Below are 16,919 nucleotides of genomic sequence, written 5' to 3' on the forward strand. Positions count from 1 at the left end.
CATGGCCGCCATTTCCCTGCGCGGCATCCGCAAGACCTACGGCGACGGCCCGGAAATCGTCAAGGGCCTGGACCTCGATATCCACGACGGCGAATTCATGGTCTTCGTCGGGCCGTCCGGTTGCGGCAAGTCGACCCTGCTGCGCATGATCGCGGGACTGGAAGACATCAGCGCGGGCCAGCTGCGCATCGGCGACTTGCTGGCCAATGACGTGGCGCCGGCCGAGCGGGGCATCGCCATGGTCTTCCAGAGCTACGCCCTGTATCCGCACATGACGGCGCGCGACAACATGGGCTTTGCCTTGAAACTGGCGGGCAAGCCGGAAGCGGAAGTGCGCGCGGCCGTCGGCAAGGTGGCCGAGATTTTGCAGATCACGCACCTGCTCGACCGCAAACCCAAGGCCTTGTCGGGCGGCGAGCGCCAGCGCGTGGCCATCGGCCGCTCCATCGTGCGCCAGCCCAAGGTATTCCTTTTTGACGAGCCTTTGTCCAACCTCGACGCCTCCTTGCGGGTGCAGACGCGCATCGAGCTGGCCAAGCTGCACCAGGAACTGGGCACAACCATGATTTACGTCACCCACGACCAGGTCGAGGCCATGACCCTCGGCGACAGGGTCGCCGTCTTCCATGGCGGCCACCTGGAGCAGGTAGGCGCGCCCCTGGACCTGTACCGCCATCCGGCCAGCCAGTTCGTGGCAGGCTTCATCGGCGCTCTGCGCATGAATTTTTTGCCGTGCGCCGCCGTCCCCGCGCTGGCCAGCCAGCTTGGCGGCGAGGCGGGCATGCTGGTCGGCATACGCCCGGAACACCTGCGCCTGGTGCCGCGCCACGAAGGCTATGGCGCCACGGTGACCCTGATCGAGCAGCTGGGCGATGCGCAGATCATCCACGCGACCCTCGATAACAGTCCGCATGCGGTGGCCATCAAGCTGCACGGCGAGGCGCGCCACGCGCTGGCGCAGGGCAGCGCCATCGGCTTTGCGCCGGAAGAGGGCCATGCCTTTCTATTTGACACGGCCGGGCGCGCCGTGGCTACCCATTGACCCCGCACGGAGGCGACATGACTTCAGATTGACACCCAAAAAATGTGCAGCAATAGCCAAAGAGCTATGTGATCATCAATCAACCAGCGGTACAGGAGACAACAACAATGCAACAGCTCAAACGCAACACCATCGCCCTCAGTCTGGCGCATGCGACCTTCGCCCAGTTCATCTTGCTGGGCAGCGGCGCCGCCATGGCCCAGGATTCGGCCAGCACCACGCCAGTCACGGACGCGGCAAAACCGGCCGCCGAACAGATGGACCGCATCGTCGTCACGGCCACGCGCCGCAATACCTTCGTGCAGGAGACGCCGCTGGCCGTCACTGCCTTCAACCAGGACACCCTGCAAAACAACCAGGTCAAGGATCTGGCCTCGCTGGCCACCATGGTGCCCAGCCTTGTCGTCGAGCAGCATGGCGACTCGGGCGGCGTGCACGTCTACATGCGCGGCGTCGGTTCGGCCAATCACACGGAGCTGGGCGACCCGGCCGTCGCCTTTTATGTCGACGGCGTGTATTCGCCGCGTCCCCAGGGCGCCACGGCGCTGATGTATGACCTGTCCCACGTCGAGGTAGCGCGCGGACCGCAGGGCACTTTAAATGGCCGCAATTCGACGGCCGGCGCCGTCAACCTCGTCTCGGCCGCGCCAAGCACGGCGAAGTTCATGGGCTCGGCCGGCATCACCGTGGGCGACAAGCGCCATCTGCAGACGCAGGGCATGATCAATATCCCGTTTTCCGACGACGTGGCGCTGCGCATCGCCGCCATCAAGGATAGCCACGACGGCACGGTGGACTTCCGCCGCGGCTCGAACGTCATGCCGGGCACGGCCAAGTATGGCGCCGGCGACCAGATGGGCGTGCGCGCCTCCCTGTTGTGGAAGTTCACGCCGCAGCTGCGCGGCACCTTCATCGCCGACTATTTCCTCGACCAGGGTGCCGGCAACGTCTACCTGGCGGCAGAACCGAAGCCGGGCGAGAAGCTGCGTTCGGCCCTGATCGACACGCCGGGCACCCTGGACCAGTCGATTCTGACCTACAAGGGCAAGCTCAATTACAAGCCGACGGACGCGCTGGACTTCACGTACCTGGGCAGTTGGAGCCGCTACAAGCGCCAGAACAGCAACGATTCCGATGCGGGCCTGTTCCCCGGCTTCAAATCGGAAAACCGCACCGACTGGGCGCAGTTCGACAGCTATTCGCACGAGCTGCAGGCGCGCTCGGACGATGATGCGCCGTTCCAGTGGGTGGCCGGCCTGTTCCTGTTCAATGAAAAGAACAAGGTGCGCTTCGATATCGACCGCAGCCAGATTTCGCAGGCCGCCGTGCAGCAGGATATCGCCAACGGCGCCGTGATCTTCGTGCAGCCGACCGTGGGCCAGTACGCCTCGTCGATGTCCTTCATCCAGGGCGACCGCCAGCTCAAATCGAAGGCCGTATTCGGCCAGGTCAGCCAGCAAGTGACCGATACACTTAAGCTGACGGCTGGCGCGCGCTACACGAAAGACCACAAATTCGACATCGGCGGCCAGAATTGGGCCTGCCCGAACTGGCCCGCGAATACGCCGTTGGGCACCACCGTGCTCACTGCCGACCAGCTGCGCCAGCTGGTCACGCCCGGCACGGGCCTGGCCAACACGCACAATATCGGCCCTGGCGGCGCCATCACGGCCGCCACCTGCGGCAATACGCCAGGCGACAACACGGCCGACCTGAAATACGGCCAGGCCACCTGGCTGGGCCGCATCGAGTACAAGCTGCGCTCCGATATCCTGCTGTTCGGCTCCGTGACGACGGGCTTCCATTCGCCAGCCATCGGCGACGGCGGCGCCACCACCAAGCCGGAAAAGCTGACCAGCTATGAAATCGGCTTCAAGTCCGACCTGCTGAACCGTGAACTGACCCTGAACCTCGATGCGTTTTTGATGAAGTACAAGGACAAGCTCGAATCGCAGGTGGTCAACAGTGTGCTGGCCAACTTCAACGCGGCCGGCGCCACCGTCAAGGGGCTGGAAGCGGAATGGGTGTGGCGGCCAACGAAGGTCGACCGCCTGACGGGCAACGCCACCTGGCTCAAAGCCGTGTACGACGACTTCATGTCGTGCGACGTCGATGCGGCGCGTGCGAATGGCCAGTCCTGCGGTTCGACGGCGCCACTGGTGAACGTGGGCGGCAGCACCATGAAGCATGCACCGAAGTTTTCCACGACCGTCCAGTACGAGCATGATTTCAGTGTCGCCGGCGGCCAGCTCACGCCGCGCGCCTCGGTGCACTATGAAACCATGTCGTATGTGGGCGCTGGCGCCTTCAACGGCGACGTGCCGGGCCATGCCGGCGTCAAGCGCCAGGAAGCCTACACGACCCTGGACCTGAGCCTGCGCTTCCAGCCGGCGAACAAGGCGTACACGGTGGAAGCGTTCGTGCAGAACGCCACCGACAAGGCGGTCAAGCTGGACGTCAATGAAATCTGCACGGACGTCGGCATGCCATGCCAGCCGACGCAGCAGATCTACGGCGCCTTCTACAACGCGCCGCGCACCTTTGGCGCGCGCGTGTCGATGAAGTTTTAATCAGGCCGTGTGAAAGGGCAGTTGCGGTAGCAGTCCACTCAGTAGGGAAGGTGTTGGGCCGGGGTTCTTCCCCGGCCTTTTTTATTCTAACGTCGCCTGCACGCTGGCGATGCCGACCTGCGCGCTGCCTTCGGCCAGGCGCACATTGACGTTCTGGCGCGCCTGCAGCTGCGCCGGCGAGCGCACGATATTTCCCTTTTCATCGCGCAGGATCGCATAGCCGCGCTCCAGCGTGCGCTGGGGATTGAGCAGCTCCAGCTGCGCCGCCAGGCCGTCGAGGCGGTGGCGCCGCTGGCCCAGTTGCTGCGCCATGGTCGCGCCGCTGCGCCGCAGCATGTCCGCCAGGCGCGTGCGAGGCGCCGTGACGTCGGGCCGCAGGTTGGCCCAGCGCGAGCGCAGGCGTTCCAGCGCGTGCTGCGATTGGTTGATGGGCGCGCGCGCCGCATGCGTCATGGCCGTCGACAGGGCCAGCAGCTGCAAGCGCTGCTGTTGCAGCTGCGCCTTCGGGTTGAGCAGGCGGCGGCTGTGGCGGTCCAGGGTCTGCGCCGCATCGTCGAGGCTGCGGCGCATGGCGCGGCGCAGGTCGGCCGCATCGGCGCGCAGGGAAGCCATCCAGTCGGCGCGCGGCGTGGCCGCCAGTTCGGCCGCCGCCGTCGGCGTGGCCGCGCGCAGGTCGGCCGCGAAGTCGGCGATGGTGAAATCCGTCTCGTGTCCCACGCCGCTGATCACGGGCATGGAACAATCGGCGATCGCATGGGCTACGGCTTCATCGTTGAACGACCACAAGTCTTCGATACTGCCGCCGCCACGGCACACCAGCAGCACGTCGCACTCGGCCCTTGTGGATGCCGTGCGGATGGCGTGCGCGATTTTTTCCGGCGCCTGCTGGCCCTGCACGGGCGTGGGGTACAGGATGATGGAGACGTGCGGCGCGCGGCGCTTGAGCGCGATCAGCACGTCGCGCAGCGCTGCCGCCTGCGGGCTGGTGACGATGCCGATGCTGCGCGCGAACATGGGGATGGCGCGCTTGCGTTCCTGGTCGAACAGGCCCTGCGCGGCCAGCTTTTCCTTCAGCCGCTGGAACGCTTCATACAGGGCGCCCACGCCGGCGCGGCGGATGGCTTCCACGTTGATCTGGTAATCGCCGCGCGCGCCGTACAGGGTGACGAGGGCGCGCACTTCCACCTTGTCGCCTTCGCGCGGCGTGAAGCCGGCAAACTGGGCGCGGCCGCGGAACATCACGGCGCGCACCTGGGCGCCATCGTCCTTCAAGGTAAAATACCAGTGGCCGGAAGCGGCGCGCGTGAAGTTGGAAATCTCGCCGGCGATCCAGGTCAGGGGAAATGAGCGTTCGAGCAGACGCGCAACGGCCTGGTTCAGGGCGCTGACGGTCAGCACGGGCGGGGCGGCAAAGCCGCTGTCAGTTGGAGTATCGGTCATCATCTGGTGCTATGGGGGAGGGAACTGTCCACATATTATCGGCGAGGTCATGCTTATGTCATATATCGTGCAAAACAACAAGTTCTATTTCTAAGTATTTGATTTCATGATGAATTCCCGTATGCCTGATTTGCGTGCACAGGGAAAAAAACCTTTAATATCAAGCACATCAGTACAGCCCCTGCCACTTACGCACAAAGTTATCCACAGAAAGTGTGCGGAACTTTTTGCCTTCGACAAACATGGCCCGGCAAGCCAACATCGGCCGATAAAAGTGCCTTGCTACATTTTTGCGCACGGAAATAAAGTCTATAGGAATCAAATGCTTAGTATGCCATGCATGGCCTTGCGCACAATCTTATCCACAAAAAATGTGCAGAACTCTGGCACGGCGCCGGATTTATCCACTGGAAGAGCCATGGCATCGCTTGCCTGAATTTTGCGCAGCATAAAAATAGCCATATAAATCAATGGTGTAGCACCATGCCGTGCGCCTTGCTCACAATCTTATCCACAGAATGTGTGCAAAACTGCATAAACCGTTTCGCCTGTTGACCTGGTTTTCCACCACGCGGCCAGGAAGTTGCGCTGCCTAATTTTTCAGCATTGAAAAAAACTCCTTTAAAATCAAGGCGTTTGCATGGAGTCAATCGGCTTGCTCACAATCTTATCCACACTTTATGTGCGGAACTGCTGTTGCGGTGGAAAACTGCCGTATTGAAGTGCAATCGGAGCGATAAAAGCCCGCTTTCCAGCCCTTGCTACATTTTTATGCATGGCAATAAAAACGATATAAATCAATGTACTTGGCGCGTATCCTTGCGCTTGCACACAATCTTGTCCACAGATTGTGTGCAGAACTTTGACCGCCTGTTTGCCACCGATTTCGTGCTGGCTGCCACTTTTTTACTCATAGATTTAATTTCCTTTAAAATCAATGACTTGATTGAATTCCTTGGCTTTGCGCACAATCTTGTCCACAGTAAATGTGCAGAACTCTTGAATTCTTGATTTTGTGACATTGACTAATGGCGATGAGCTGCTATGCCTGTATTTTGCGCAGTGCAGTAATTCTCATGTAAATCAAGGACTTGCATGCTGGACTTCATGCTTGCTCACAATCTTATCCACACAAAGTGTGCAAAACTGTGCGGCGGCAGCGTGCGCCCGACGCGCCGTGTGGACAAGTGCCATGCGGGCGCCACTTGCCGCCGGCGCGGCAACGCGCTACATTGCGCCATTCCCGCGCGGACGTCGAATCGGTCTTCGGCGCTCGGTACAATACAGGCTGTTCGGGCGATTCAACGCCTTCCCTTTACCAGGAGTTCCTTTTGCTCGCTATATTTCAAGCCGCTGGCTGGCCCATCTGGCTGTTGTTGATCGCTTCCATCGTCGCCCTGGCCTTGATCATCGAGCGCCTGCTGTATTTGCGACGCGCCAAGATTCTGCCCCGCAAGCTGTTTGATGAAGTGGTGCAGGTGTATCGCAGCGGCAAGATCACGCCGGACACGGTGGCCAAGCTGGAAGACAATTCGCCGCTGGGCGTGGTGCTGGCCGCCGCCCTGCGCAATGTCGACGCGCCGCGCGAAGTGATGAAGGAATCGATCGAAGAGGCGGGCAGCGGCGTGGCCCACACACTGGAACGTTTCCTGACGACCCTGGGCACCATCGCCACCCTGGCGCCGCTGATGGGCCTGTTCGGCACGGTGGTGGGCATGATCGAAATCTTCGGTTCGCAAAACGCCAGCGGCTCGAATCCCGCACAATTGGCCCACGGCATCTCGGTGGCCTTGTATAACACGGGCTTTGGCCTGGCCATCGCCATGCCGACCCTCGTCTTCTACCGCCACTTCCGCGCTCTCGTCGACAGCTTCGTCATTGACATGGAGCAGCAAGCGGTCAAATTCGTCGACATCGTCCACAGTGGCCGCAAATGAACTTCCGCAAAGGCAAGGGGCGTGAAGACCCCGAAATCAACCTGATCCCGTTTATCGACGTGCTGCTGGTGATCCTGATCTTTTTGATGGTCAGCACCACCTACAGCAAGTTTACGGAGCTGCAGATCACCTTGCCAACGGCCGACGCCGAGCAAGCCAAGGACAAGCCGCAGCAGCTCGACGTCACCATCGATGCCAAGGGCAATTACACGGTCAACCGCGAGCCTGTCTCGTTCCGCGACGTGGCCGGCCTGGCCGATGCTCTGCAGGACGCGGCGAAAGCGGCCAACGGCGGCAAGGCGCCGGCGCAGACGCCCGTCGTGGTAGTCAACGCCGACCAGTTCGCCATGCACCAGATGGTCATCCACGTGATGGAAGCGGCGCGCCTGGCCGGCTATGAAAAGCTGACGTTTGCGGCGCAGGCGGGTGGCAAGTAAGTTCCGACCGTTACCGGCAACAAAATTGGGGTCTGGCCCGCCGGGTCAGACCCCAGCCCTTTACCCCTCACCGCATGCCCACATCCTCTCCCGCCAAGCTTGAATCCACATTGACCCGCACCTGGCTGACGCGCGGCCCGCTGGCGCGCGCGCTGTGGCCCGTGTCGCTGCTGTTCGGCGCGCTGAGCGCCGTGCGGCGCGGCCTGTACCGGGCCAATATCCTGACATCGGCGCGCCTGCCCGTGCCCGTCGTCGTCGTCGGCAATATTTTTATCGGCGGCACGGGCAAGACGCCGCTGACGATCTGGCTGGTGCAAGCCTTGCGCGACGCGGGCATGCGCCCGGGCGTCATTTCGCGCGGCCATGGCAGCGCCGACCGGTCGCCGCGCGCCGTCAGCGCCAGTTCCACGCCGCAGCAGGTGGGCGACGAGCCGCTGCTGATCTTCCAGCGCGGCGGCTGCCCCGTGATGGTGGGGCGCGACCGCGCGCAAGCGGGCCGGGCCCTGCTGACCGCGCACCCGGAGGTCGACGTGCTGGTGACGGACGACGGCTTGCAGCATTACGCCTTGCAGCGCGACGTGGAAATCGTGCTGTTCGACGGCCGCGGCGCGGGCAATGGCTGGCTGCTGCCGGCGGGACCTTTGCGCGAATCGCCGCGGCGCCGGCGCGACGTGACGGTGATCAATGCGCCCGAGCTGGCGCCGGCACTGGTAGCCAGGGTCGCGCCGCAGGGCGGGCTGGTGGTGCAGATGCTGCTGGCCGGTGGCGTGGCCGAACGCATGGTGAACCGCAATGAGCGCATGCCGCTTGAATCCCTGGCGGCCAGCGGCCAGCGCATCGTGGCGGCGGCCGGCATCGGCAATCCCCAGCGCTTCTTTGCCATGCTGCGCGGGGCCGGGCTGGACTTCATGGAACTGCCTCTGCCCGACCATCACGACTTCCTCGACCAGCCATTTGCGGCGCTCGACACGGATGTGATCTTGATCACCGAGAAGGATGCAGTAAAATGTGCGCAAATTGAACATCTCAAAGATGACCCGAGACTGTGGGTCGTCCCCGTCAGTGCGCGCATCGATAGCGCGCTGGCCCAACAAATTGTGGAGAAATGTCGTGGACGCTCGACTGCTTGATATCCTGGTCTGCCCTGTTTGCAAGGGTCCGCTTGAACACGATAAGAAGGCGCAGGAACTGATTTGCCGCGCCGACCGCCTGGCCTATCCTATCCGCGATGGCATCCCCATCATGTGGGCGGACGAAGCGCGCACCCTGCAAGACGCAGTGGAATAACGATGGCGTTCATCGTCATCATCCCGGCCCGGCTGGCCTCGACGCGGCTGCCGGGCAAGCCGCTGGCTGACCTGGGCGGCAAACCCATGGTGGTGCGCGTGGCCGAGCAGGCAGCCCTGTCGGGCGCCGCGCGCGTCATCGTCGCCACCGACCATGACAGCATCCGCGTAGCCTGCGCCGCGCATGGCGTGGAAGTGTGCATGACGCGCAGCGACCATCCGTCGGGCACGGACCGCATCGCCGAAGTGGCGCGCACGCTCGGCTTGCCGCTCGATGCCGTCGTCGTCAACCTGCAGGGCGACGAACCGCTGATCGATCCGTCCCTGCTGGCTGCCTGCGCGGCGCAGATCAGCGCCGCCGTCCCCATGGCCACGTGCGCGCATCCGCTGCACGACGTGGTTGACGCGTTCAATCCGAACGTGGTGAAGGTCGTGCTGGACAAGAACGGCCGCGCCTTGTATTTCTCGCGCGCCACGATTCCCTGGCACCGCGACGGCTTCGCGCAAGCAAAAGACAGCTTGCCGGCAGGCTACGTGCCGCTGCGGCATATCGGCCTGTATGCGTACAGCAATGCGTTCTTGCAAGAATATCCGCAATTGTCCGCGTCGCCGCTGGAAGCCATCGAGGCGCTGGAGCAGTTGCGCGTGCTGTGGCACGGTGTGGCCATCGCCGTGCACGTCACGGACTCGGCGCCGGCCGCCGGTGTCGACACGCCGGAAGATCTTGCCAGGGTGCAAGCCCACTACGGCGCCCTGTAAGCGCTACCCGCAAAACGGCAGGCGTGCAAATATAATTTTGTGCGCCTGCAGTAAAAACCACATTTTGAAACGTGCGCCGCGCGAATTGCTGGCTTTGATCAATCAGGGCATAGCAATTCGATAGCAAACTGGCGTTCCGGGGAATTTTTGTGGTAAGTTTCGTAGGGAAAGATAGCCTTAGCAACACCATCTAAAAATAATTACACATACCACCATCCAAAATCTGTTTTTTAGGAACTTTTCAATGCGTCTGATACTTTTAGGAGCACCCGGTGCCGGCAAGGGCACCCAAGCTAATTTCATCAAAGAAAAATACAACATTCCACAAATCTCCACGGGCGACATGCTGCGCGCGGCGATCAAGGAAGGCACGGAACTGGGCCTGGCCGCGAAAAAAGTCATGGATGCGGGCGGCCTCGTGTCGGACGACATCATGATCGGCCTGGTCAAGAATCGCCTGCAGGATGCCGATTGCGCCAATGGCTACCTGTTCGACGGCTTCCCGCGCACGATCGCGCAAGCGGACGCCATGAAAGATGCCGGCATCAATGTCGACTACGTGCTGGAAATCGACGTGCCAGACGCTTCAATCATCGAGCGCATGGATGGCCGCCGCAGCCACCCAGGTTCGGGCCGCGTCTACCACGTCAAATTCAACCCGCCCAAGGTCGACGGCGTCGATGACATCACCGGCGAACCGCTGATCCAGCGCGACGACGACAAGGCGGAAACGGTCAAGAAACGCCTGGACGTGTATCACAACCAGACCAAGGTCTTGTTGGGATACTACAATGACTGGGCCAAGTCCGGCCTGCCAGGCGCACCGAAATACCGCCGCATCGCCGGCGTCGGTCCGGTCGAGCAAATCCGCGACAGCGCATTTGCCGCCCTGGCGGAATAAGCAGTATTGAAAAGCGGACCTGAGTGTCCGCTTTTTTTGTGCCCGCGCTTGAGGCGGGCGCCGTATCGTTTTCGTGGTTCAGGTTTTTTGCAGGTCGTGTTTTCCTGGCTGCGCGTGCCTACCCGGTGCGGTCTGCAGCTGTTGGCAATGACGTCGGATAAAAACAGAAGGGGACGATATGGCAGCCAGTTTGTGGTTTGCGGTAGCCTGCGGCGTGGTCGCAGTCATTTATGGTTTGGTGTCGCGCAGCTGGATCCTGCGGCAGGATCCCGGCAACGCGCGCATGCAGGAAATCGCGCTGGCCATCCAGCAGGGCGCGGCCGCCTACCTGGCGCGCCAGTACCGCACCATCGCCATCGTCGGCGTGGTGCTCCTGATCGCCATCTACGCGCTGCTTGGCCTGCACACAGCGCTGGGCTTTTTGATCGGCGCCGTGCTGTCGGGTGCCTGCGGCTTCATCGGCATGAATGTCTCGGTGCGGGCCAATGTGCGCACGGCGCAGGCGGCCACCCTGGGTATCAACCAGGCCCTGAACGTGGCTTTCAAGGGCGGGGCGATCACGGGCATGCTGGTCGTCGGACTGGGCCTGCTGGGCGTGACCCTGTTCTACTGGCTGCTGGTGACGACGGGCGCGCCCGGCCTCACGCAGCATGACCTGATCAAGCCTTTGATCGGCCTGGCCTTCGGCGCCTCGCTCATTTCCATCTTCGCGCGGCTCGGTGGCGGCATCTTCACCAAGGGCGCCGACGTGGGCGCGGACCTGGTGGGCAAGGTGGAGGCGGGCATTCCCGAGGACGATCCGCGCAACCCGGCCGTCATCGCCGACAACGTGGGCGACAACGTGGGCGACTGCGCCGGCATGGCGGCCGACCTGTTCGAAACCTATGTCGTGACCCTGATCGCCACCATGCTGCTGGGGGCCTTGCTGATGGCCGAGGCCAGCGGCACGGCCATCATCTACCCGCTGCTGCTGGGCGCCGTCTCCATCCTCGCGTCCATCGTCGGCTGCTCGATGGTCAAGACCAAGCCGGGCGCGAAAATCATGTCGGCCCTGTACACGGGCTTGTGGTGGGCCGCCGGCCTGTCACTGGTCGGCTTTGCCGTCGTCACGTGGCTGCTGTGGCCCGATGACGCCATGCGCTACAAGATGCTGGGCGCCACCGTCGTCGGCATCGTCCTCACGGGCCTGATGGTCTACATCACCGAGTACTACACGGGCACGGACTTCAAGCCCGTGCGCCACATCGCCGAAGCGTCGACGACGGGCCACGGCACCAACATTATCGCCGGCCTGGGCGTGTCGATGAAGTCCACGGCGTATCCGGTGCTGGCCGTCTGCGTCGCCATTCTCGTCTCGTATCAATTGGCGGGCCTGTACGGCATCGCCATCGCGGCCACTTCGATGCTGTCGATGGCGGGCATCATCGTCGCGCTCGACGCGTATGGCCCCATCACGGATAACGCGGGCGGCATCGCGGAAATGTCGGGCCTGCCCGACTCCGTGCGCGCCATCACCGATCCGCTCGACGCCGTCGGCAACACCACCAAGGCCGTCACCAAGGGCTATGCCATCGGCTCGGCGGGCCTGGCCGCGCTGGTGCTGTTTGCCGACTACACGCATGCGCTCGAATCCGTGGGCCAGCACATCACGTTTGACCTGTCGAACCCCATGGTCATCGTCGGCCTGTTCATCGGTGGCCTGATTCCCTACCTGTTCGGCGCCATGGCGATGGAAGCCGTGGGCCGCGCGGCCGGTGCCGTGGTGGTCGAGGTGCGGCGCCAGTTCCGCGACATCAAGGGCATCATGGAAGGCACGGCGCGGCCCGAATACGACAAGGCCGTCGACATGCTGACGGCGTCCGCCATCCGTGAAATGATCGTGCCGTCCCTGCTGCCCGTGGTGGTGCCCATCGTCGTGGGCATGCTGCTGGGGCCTGCGGCGCTCGGCGGCCTCTTGATGGGGACCATCGTCACGGGCCTGTTCGTGGCCATTTCCATGACCACGGGCGGCGGCGCCTGGGACAATGCCAAGAAATACATCGAGGATGGCCACTTTGGTGGCAAGGGTTCGGACGCGCACAAGGCGGCCGTCACGGGCGACACCGTGGGCGACCCGTACAAGGACACGGCCGGCCCGGCAGTGAACCCCTTGATCAAGATCATCAATATCGTGGCCCTGCTGCTGGTGCCGCTGCTGCCAGCCACGGGCTGGCTGGCGGTCAAGGCGCCTGCGCCCATCCACGCGCCCGTGCCGCCCATCCTGGCACCTGCGACACCCGTGCAAAGCTTGCCGGCGCAATAACTGGTCACTCCCTGCAGCCCCGTGGCCCGCGCCGCGGGGCTGTTTGCGTTTGTATGGGGCGCAGCTCCCGGTTGCCCTTGTTCCCGGCGTCTAAAAGGTGAGCAATTGTTACGGCAGCTTGGCTTGCGTCGCCCGTTTGCCAATAATGGAGAGAGGATGATGAAAGTCTTGCACGGCAGGAGGATGTCATGGACAGCAAGCACAAAAGACGTGGCCTATGGCTGGCGCTGCTGGTAGCGGGCCTGGTGCTGGCAGGCGATGCCTGGGCCACGCCCGGTGGCCATGGCGGCCACGGTCATTTTCACGGCCGCGTGCATGGCGGCGCATGGGCCGGCCATGGATGGCACCATGGCCACGGACCGCGCTGGTATGGCAATCCCTGGCATGGCTATCCCCGTGTTGACTACTACGGCGGCACGGTCATCGTGCCGCCGCCCGTGTATCCGGACGTGTGGTATTACTGCGCGCTGCCACGCGGGTACTACCCGTACGTGGCGCGCTGCATGACACCCTGGCGCGCCGTGGTGCCGGCCAGCGTGCCCTGAACGTCAGAAGCGCGACGTCAGGCCGACAAACATGCGCCGTCCCGGCACATAATAGTCGACCAGTCCATCGGCCATCGGCCCCTTCTTGAACAGGTTTTGCACGCCGCCGCGCACGGTCCACTGCGGCGTGACCTTGTACGACACGACGGTGTCGACGATGGTGTAGGCCTTGTCGGCCAGCTTGCCCGCATCGAGTTCCTTGCCCGTGTACTGGGCCGATACTTCGCCGAACAGCTGGTCGTTGACTTGCCAGCCCAGCGCCGAGTACCACGACAGTTTTGGCGTGGACAGCAGGTTGGCGCCCGTGGTCAGGTTTTTCGCTTCCGCCATGTAGGTCACGTTGTTACGCCAGTTCAGGTTTTTCGTCAGCGGGATGGTGGCCGTCGCTTCCAGGCCGCTGGTGCGCGCCTTCTGGATATTCGTCATCTTGGTCCACCAGCGCTGTTGGTAAAAGCCCAGCGGCGCATAGTCGATCTTGTTCTTGAAATCCGTGTGGAAGTAGGTCAGGCCCACGTCCCAGCCATTCTGTTCCCACGCCACGCCGATCTCGCCGGCCGTGCTCGTTTCCGGCTTCAAGTCCGCATTGCCGGCCATGTAGCAGGAGCCCGTGATGTAGCCCAGCGGTTTGAGGCTGCCGCAACCGCGTCCGGCCGAGTTGGTCGCTGCCGCCGGCGAGTTTTCCTTCAGGCTCGGGGCGCGGAATCCTTGCGAGACGCCGCCCTTGATGGTCCAGGCGGGGGCAGGATGGTACACCAGGTACAGGCGCGGGCTGTAGTGGTTGCCGAACTTGCTGTGGTGATCGAGGCGCAGGCCGGCAGTGGCCGTCAGGTTTTCGCGCAGGAACAGCTGATCTTCCGCAAACAGGGCCGAAGTGGTGCCGGACAAGGTCGCGCCACTCACGGTGTTGCCCAGGTAATCGGTGGGCACGGTGCCGATGGTATTCGTGTTCGTCAGTTCCTGGTGCTTCCACTGGCCGCCCATCACCAGCATCTGCTCGATGCCGCCCCAGCCGAGCCGTTTTTCCAGGCTGGCATCGAGCGTGCTGTCCTTGGATTTCGCCACCGTGCCGACGTCCTGGTTATCGAAGTCGTTGTGATACAGGTTGACCGTCGTCTTGCCGAAGTCCCAGCGGCCTTCGTAGCCGAGGCTGACGCTCTTGCGTATCAGCTTGTTGGCACCCCAGCTGTCGACCAGCGGTTCGCCGTCCGCATCACGCGCACTCGAAGTGCTGGCTTCCTGCCTGCCATAGCTGGCGTCCAGCGACAGGTTCTGTTTCTTGCCCAGCGCCCAGGTCAGCTGGCCCGAGACAGTCTGGTTGCGTTCGCCGCCCATGCTGCCCGCTTTGTCGAAGAATTTTTCATCGGGATTCTGGCGCGTCTGGCTCACGCCCAGGCGCATGCCGACCGTGTCCGACAGGGGACCGGCCAGGTTCACGCCCAGCTGGTGCGCCGTGCCGCGGTCGCTGTCCTGCGGCTGCGTGTAGTTGGCCGTGGCCGAGCCGTTCCACTTGCCCGGCACCTTGCGCGTGATGATATTGATCACGCCGCCCATGGCGTCCGAGCCGTACAGCGAGGACATGGGTCCGCGCACCACTTCGATACGCTCGATCATGTCGGGCGAAATCCAGTTCAAGTCCTGGCGGCCCAGGTCCGGGCGGTAAGCCGTGTCGGCCGAGCTGCCCACGCGCTTGCCATCGACCAGGATCAAGGTGTATTTGTCGGGCAAGCCGCGCAGCTTGATCTTCGACGCTTCGCCTTCGGGACCGGTGCCGCCCGTCACGCCGGGGATGCGGCGCAGCAAGGTGCTGAGGTCATACACGGGCTGGCGCTCGATTTCCTCGCGCGTGATGACGCTGATGCTGGCCGGCGCATCCTTGATATCGATGGCCGTGCCGGACGCGGTGACGACCACCGTGTTCATGGTGGGATCGGCGGCCACATTGCCTTCGGCCCAGGCGCTGCTGACGGCCAGCGACAGCAGGCAGGGCAGGAGCAGGGCGGCGGAATGGGCGCGGGCGGGAGTGGCGACAGGAGCTACGAAGGTTGCGAAGGCGGGACTACGCTTGGTCATGGTGAACTTTCCGGATGTTGTTATTTCCTGGCTGCCTTCCGGGTGGCTCGGGTATGAATGAAAAGAGAACAAACTGCGCTCTCATTTTACGAATGAGAATAAGAATCGTTCTTATTGTAATGCCATGCTGGCAAGAAAGAAAGTGATGAAAGGAAATAAAACACCGTTGCAGCATGTGCATGGTATCTGGCGTCGTATGTGCCAATAATGAAAGCGGTAAGATCGATGCTTGGGGAGGTGGCATGAAGACGATGATAAAAACCATACCGGCGCTGACTTGCGCCATCCTGCTCGCCGGCGGCCATGCCTGGGCGCAGGAGCCGGCGGCACTCGATCAACTGCCTGTGTGCCAGCTCGACCCGCGCGACAGCGGCAAGCTGGCCGTGGAGCCATGCCGCCCGGCGCCGCCCGTGCAGCCGCGCCGTTCCGTGGCGCAGGTGATCGGCCGCATGCCGGCGCAGCCTGCGCCACCGGTCGTGCCCATGGCGCCCCTGCCGCCCAGCCCGGCCGTGCCGATGCCGCGAGCGCCGCAGCCCATCGGTTCCTGCGATACAGGCGGTTGCCGCGATGCGGCAGGCGCGCGCTACAACGGCGCGGGCAACGCCACGCTCGATGCGAACGGGCGCATCTGCCACCGCAACGGTGCTTTCATCCAGTGTTTTTAACCTTTCCATGCGCCAGCGTTGCAAGTTTTCGCTCGGTGCGCTCAAAAATGGCTACAATTGTCGCCGACATTACGTTTACGTAAACGTAACTATGGCACCATGTAACTATCAGGCGCCGGGAACACGGCCCTTACCACTCAGGAGATTTCATGCAGATTCAGGACAATGTATTCATCATCACGGGCGGCGCATCGGGCCTGGGCGCGGCCACGGCGCGCATGCTGACGGCAGCCGGCGGCAAGGTCGTGCTGGCCGACGTGCAGACGGAGGCGGGCCAGGCGCTGGCAGCTGAACTCGGTGGCGTGTTCGTGCAATGCGACGTGACGTCGGAAGAAGACGGCCTGGCCGTGGTGGCGGCAGCGACCAAATTAGGCACCTTGCGCGGCCTAGTCAATTGCGCCGGCGTGGCGCCGGCCGTGAAAACCGTGGGCAAGGATGGCCCGCATCCGCTGGCCCTGTTCCAGAAGGTCGTCAACATCAACCTCGTGGGCACTTTCAATATGTGCCGCCTGGCGGCCGACGCCATGGCGAAACAGGATGCGACGGCCGAGGGCGAGCGCGGCATCATCATCAACACGGCGTCCGTGGCGGCCTACGATGGCCAGATCGGCCAGGCCGCGTATGCGTCGTCGAAGGCGGCCGTGGTGGGCCTGACCCTGCCGATGGCGCGCGACCTGTCGCGCAACGGCATCCGCGTGATGACGGTGGCGCCCGGTATTTTCGAAACGCCGATGTTGCTGGGCATGCCGGCCGAAGTGCAGGACGCGCTGGGCAAGATGGTGCCGTTCCCTTCGCGCCTGGGCAAGCCCGGAGAGTACGCGCAACTGGTGAAAGCCATCGTGGAAAACGTCATGCTCAATGGCGAAACGATACGTTTGGACGGCGCCATCCGCATGCAGCCCAAGTAAGGGGCGGTGCCCTGACGGGCATTTGATGTAGGATACCCCCGTATGGGGCGTACAGCC

At 63.1% G+C, this 16,919-nt stretch carries 15 protein-coding genes; 12 read left to right on the top strand and 3 right to left on the bottom strand.

The window, feature by feature from the left end:
• The first annotated feature begins 1 nt into the window (after position 1).
• Together SJI03_RS14275 and SJI03_RS14280 are read left to right on the top strand one after the other, a co-directional pair.
• Positions 2 to 1,042 (top strand): ABC transporter ATP-binding protein, encoded by a 1,041-nt coding sequence (locus tag SJI03_RS14275; protein ID WP_219313082.1) that lies wholly within the window; start codon positions 2 to 4, stop codon positions 1,040 to 1,042.
• Positions 1,043 to 1,149: 107 nt separating this feature from the next.
• A complete protein-coding gene (locus SJI03_RS14280) occupies positions 1,150 to 3,612 on the top strand; it encodes a TonB-dependent receptor (protein WP_322427616.1) in 2,463 nt (820 codons plus the stop codon).
• Positions 3,613 to 3,693: 81 nt separating this feature from the next.
• Here the strand turns inward: SJI03_RS14280 and xseA are convergent, their stop codons facing one another.
• Positions 3,694 to 5,055 (bottom strand): exodeoxyribonuclease VII large subunit, encoded by a 1,362-nt coding sequence (xseA, locus tag SJI03_RS14285; protein WP_322427617.1) that lies wholly within the window; start codon positions 5,053 to 5,055, stop codon positions 3,694 to 3,696.
• A gap of 315 nt (positions 5,056 to 5,370) precedes the next feature.
• Positions 5,371 to 5,502 (bottom strand): hypothetical protein, encoded by a 132-nt coding sequence (locus tag SJI03_RS14290; protein WP_322427618.1) that lies wholly within the window; start codon positions 5,500 to 5,502, stop codon positions 5,371 to 5,373.
• An 881-nt stretch (positions 5,503 to 6,383) separates the two neighbouring features.
• Between SJI03_RS14290 and SJI03_RS14295 the strand changes: the two genes are divergently transcribed.
• The 8 genes from SJI03_RS14295 to SJI03_RS14330 all read left to right on the top strand — a co-directional run bounded on the left by SJI03_RS14295 (position 6,384) and on the right by SJI03_RS14330 (position 13,219).
• Positions 6,384 to 6,989 (top strand): MotA/TolQ/ExbB proton channel family protein, encoded by a 606-nt coding sequence (locus SJI03_RS14295; protein WP_070224614.1) that lies wholly within the window; start codon positions 6,384 to 6,386, stop codon positions 6,987 to 6,989.
• Positions 6,986 to 7,426: an ExbD/TolR family protein gene (locus SJI03_RS14300; protein WP_035825768.1), complete on the top strand. Its 441-nt coding sequence runs from the start codon at positions 6,986 to 6,988 to the stop codon at positions 7,424 to 7,426. Before SJI03_RS14295 ends, SJI03_RS14300 begins: the two co-directional genes overlap by 4 nt.
• Positions 7,427 to 7,500: 74 nt before the next feature.
• On the top strand, positions 7,501 to 8,556 hold the full coding sequence (gene lpxK, locus SJI03_RS14305) for a tetraacyldisaccharide 4'-kinase (RefSeq protein ID WP_322427619.1): 1,056 nt from the start codon (positions 7,501 to 7,503) through the stop codon (positions 8,554 to 8,556).
• On the top strand, positions 8,537 to 8,713 hold the full coding sequence (locus SJI03_RS14310; protein ID WP_010395789.1) for a Trm112 family protein: 177 nt from the start codon (positions 8,537 to 8,539) through the stop codon (positions 8,711 to 8,713). Before lpxK ends, SJI03_RS14310 begins: the two co-directional genes overlap by 20 nt.
• 2 nt (positions 8,714 to 8,715) lie before the next feature.
• A complete protein-coding gene (kdsB, locus tag SJI03_RS14315) occupies positions 8,716 to 9,471 on the top strand; it encodes a 3-deoxy-manno-octulosonate cytidylyltransferase (RefSeq protein ID WP_322427620.1) in 756 nt (251 codons plus the stop codon).
• Between the two features lie 244 nt (positions 9,472 to 9,715).
• Entirely contained in the window at positions 9,716 to 10,372 is a 657-nt protein-coding gene (adk, locus tag SJI03_RS14320) for an adenylate kinase (protein WP_035825772.1), read from the top strand.
• A gap of 178 nt (positions 10,373 to 10,550) precedes the next feature.
• Positions 10,551 to 12,674, top strand: coding sequence for a sodium-translocating pyrophosphatase (locus SJI03_RS14325; protein WP_322427621.1), 2,124 nt, complete (start codon positions 10,551 to 10,553; stop codon positions 12,672 to 12,674).
• A gap of 188 nt (positions 12,675 to 12,862) precedes the next feature.
• Complete coding sequence (locus tag SJI03_RS14330) at positions 12,863 to 13,219, top strand: hypothetical protein (RefSeq protein ID WP_322427622.1); 357 nt, start codon at positions 12,863 to 12,865, stop codon at positions 13,217 to 13,219.
• 3 nt (positions 13,220 to 13,222) lie between these two features.
• Here the strand turns inward: SJI03_RS14330 and SJI03_RS14335 are convergent, their stop codons facing one another.
• Positions 13,223 to 15,289, bottom strand: a complete 2,067-nt coding sequence (locus tag SJI03_RS14335; RefSeq protein WP_322427623.1) for a TonB-dependent receptor domain-containing protein — start codon at positions 15,287 to 15,289, stop codon at positions 13,223 to 13,225.
• A 242-nt stretch (positions 15,290 to 15,531) separates the two neighbouring features.
• Here SJI03_RS14335 and SJI03_RS14340 point away from each other — a divergent pair, with 242 nt between their 5' ends.
• Together SJI03_RS14340 and SJI03_RS14345 are read left to right on the top strand one after the other, a co-directional pair.
• A complete protein-coding gene (locus SJI03_RS14340; protein WP_322427624.1) occupies positions 15,532 to 15,954 on the top strand; it encodes a hypothetical protein in 423 nt (140 codons plus the stop codon).
• A gap of 149 nt (positions 15,955 to 16,103) precedes the next feature.
• Positions 16,104 to 16,862: a 3-hydroxyacyl-CoA dehydrogenase gene (locus SJI03_RS14345; RefSeq protein ID WP_099665094.1), complete on the top strand. Its 759-nt coding sequence runs from the start codon at positions 16,104 to 16,106 to the stop codon at positions 16,860 to 16,862.
• Positions 16,863 to 16,919: the final 57 nt, after the last annotated feature.

Origin of the sequence: Janthinobacterium sp. GMG1 (assembly GCF_034427795.1) — a bacterium.
In the GTDB taxonomy this organism is placed as follows: domain Bacteria; phylum Pseudomonadota; class Gammaproteobacteria; order Burkholderiales; family Burkholderiaceae_D; genus Janthinobacterium.

Bases quoted from the DNA above. Each gene is read 5' to 3' on its own strand.
- SJI03_RS14275 (WP_219313082.1), top strand. From the start codon at position 2: ATGGCCGCCATTTCCCTGCGCGGCATCCGCAAGACCTACGGCGACGGC.
- SJI03_RS14280 (WP_322427616.1), top strand. From the start codon at position 1,150: ATGCAACAGCTCAAACGCAACACCATCGCCCTCAGTCTGGCGCATGCG.
- xseA (WP_322427617.1), bottom strand. From the start codon at position 5,055: ATGATGACCGATACTCCAACTGACAGCGGCTTTGCCGCCCCGCCCGTG.
- SJI03_RS14290 (WP_322427618.1), bottom strand. From the start codon at position 5,502: ATGCTGCGCAAAATTCAGGCAAGCGATGCCATGGCTCTTCCAGTGGAT.
- SJI03_RS14300 (WP_035825768.1), top strand. From the start codon at position 6,986: ATGAACTTCCGCAAAGGCAAGGGGCGTGAAGACCCCGAAATCAACCTG.
- lpxK (WP_322427619.1), top strand. From the start codon at position 7,501: ATGCCCACATCCTCTCCCGCCAAGCTTGAATCCACATTGACCCGCACC.
- kdsB (WP_322427620.1), top strand. From the start codon at position 8,716: ATGGCGTTCATCGTCATCATCCCGGCCCGGCTGGCCTCGACGCGGCTG.
- adk (WP_035825772.1), top strand. From the start codon at position 9,716: ATGCGTCTGATACTTTTAGGAGCACCCGGTGCCGGCAAGGGCACCCAA.
- SJI03_RS14325 (WP_322427621.1), top strand. From the start codon at position 10,551: ATGGCAGCCAGTTTGTGGTTTGCGGTAGCCTGCGGCGTGGTCGCAGTC.
- SJI03_RS14330 (WP_322427622.1), top strand. From the start codon at position 12,863: ATGGACAGCAAGCACAAAAGACGTGGCCTATGGCTGGCGCTGCTGGTA.
- SJI03_RS14335 (WP_322427623.1), bottom strand. From the start codon at position 15,289: ATGACCAAGCGTAGTCCCGCCTTCGCAACCTTCGTAGCTCCTGTCGCC.
- SJI03_RS14340 (WP_322427624.1), top strand. From the start codon at position 15,532: ATGAAGACGATGATAAAAACCATACCGGCGCTGACTTGCGCCATCCTG.
- SJI03_RS14345 (WP_099665094.1), top strand. From the start codon at position 16,104: ATGCAGATTCAGGACAATGTATTCATCATCACGGGCGGCGCATCGGGC.